This window comes from Vibrio ichthyoenteri ATCC 700023 (genome assembly GCF_000222605.1).
Taxonomy (GTDB): domain Bacteria; phylum Pseudomonadota; class Gammaproteobacteria; order Enterobacterales; family Vibrionaceae; genus Vibrio; species Vibrio ichthyoenteri.
The window spans coordinates 1-1,531 of the sequence record NZ_AFWF01000067.1 but is presented as its reverse complement, the minus strand read 5'-3'; the positions used below and the strand labels follow the sequence as shown (position 1 = coordinate 1,531).

Below are 1,531 nucleotides of genomic sequence, written 5' to 3'. Positions count from 1 at the left end.
CCCCCTCTGGCAGGATAGTTGTCACTGTTAAAATTTAACCAGTTTGGGTGATAAAGAGTAATTGTGTCTCGTTTCTCAGTAGAAAGAAAAGAAGCTATATTGAAGAAGCTGTTGCCTCCATATTCGATGTCAGTTAAAGAAGTATCGGAAGAGGAAGGCATTAGCACTGCGACCCTGTATCATTGGCGGCAGCAACTCAGAGATTCAGGAGCCGCCGTGCCAAATAGCAACACTTCATCAGAGCAGTGGTCTGCTCAAACTAAACTCGCCATTGTCGCTGAAACCTATTCAATGACTGAAAATGAACTCAGCCAATATTGTCGAGAGAAGGGCTTGTACCCTGAGCAAGTACAGGCTTGGCGGAGTGAGTTTGTTCAAGGAATAATGTCGAACAAAGAGAGTGAAGCCCAAGCAAAAAAACAGGCTAAAGCAGACAAACTTGAAATCAAAGAGTTGAAAAAAGATTTACGACTCAAAGAAAAAGCGCTCGCTGAAACGGCCGCCCTCTTGGTACTAAGAAAAAAGCTGAGAGCCTTTTACGGGGAAGAGCTAGAGGACGACTAACCCCAACCGATGAAAGGCAGATCATAGTGACTCTTATCCTTGAAGCGATTCAATGCGGATGCCGTTTAGAGCCGGCTTGCCATGAAGTTCAGATTGACTTGAGAACATATCGTCGTTGGAATCAGCAAGGTGAAGTTCAAGCTGATAAAAGGCCGATATGCATCAGACCAGAGCCTGCTAATAAGCTATCTCAACAAGAGCGTGATGCGATTATCGAGGTGTGTAACCGCTCTGAGTTCGCAAGCTTACCTCCGACTCAAATAGTCCCGACACTGCTTGATAGAGGTGAGTATATAGCCTCTGAATCGAGTTACTATCGGATACTGAGTGCAGAGGGTCAACTCCAGAAACGAGGTCGTCAACGTAGCCGCCAAAAACAAAGTAAACCGGCAAGTTATACAGCAACAGGGGCTAACCAGGTGTACTCATGGGATATTACATATTTACCGTCAAGAGTGATCGGTCAGCACTATTACCTGTATATCATTGAGGATATCTACAGTCGAAAAATCGTGGGTTATGATGTGTATGAGCGAGAATGTGGTGAGTTAGCATCCTTGTTATTGCAACGAACGCTGATGCGAGAGCAGTGCTTTAATCAGCCGCTTGTGCTTCATTCTGACAATGGTGCGCCAATGAAGTCACTGACGTTCAAAGCGAAGATGGATGAGTTAGGAATAACCTCATCATACTCACGCCCAAGAGTGAGTGATGATAACCCGTATGTAGAATCTCTGTTCCGTACAGTGAAGTACATGCCTAGCTGGCCAACAAAGGGTTTTAACGATCTCGATGCAAGTCGTTGTTGGGTCGAAAGCTTCGTGCGTTGGTACAATACAGAGCACAAACATAGCAAGCTAAATTATGTGACACCGTGTCAGCGTCATAATAGTAAGGACAGAGAGATCTTAGCGTATCGTTCGGAAGTATTGCATGCAGCGAAACGTCTAAATCCAGAGCGTTGGTC

The 1,531-nt window shown here is 45.1% G+C and carries 1 protein-coding gene; it reads left to right on the top strand.

Going from position 1 to position 1,531, the window contains the following annotated elements; translation table 11 throughout:
- Positions 1-63 precede the first annotated feature (63 nt).
- Positions 64-1,531 (top strand): IS3 family transposase gene (locus RH85_RS06065; RefSeq protein ID WP_420895793.1). Its coding sequence is split into 2 segments (ribosomal slippage), with 1,469 coding nucleotides annotated over them: positions 64-526 and positions 526-1,531; the frame shifts between segments, so codons are not numbered across the junction. This gene is flagged as partial in the annotation.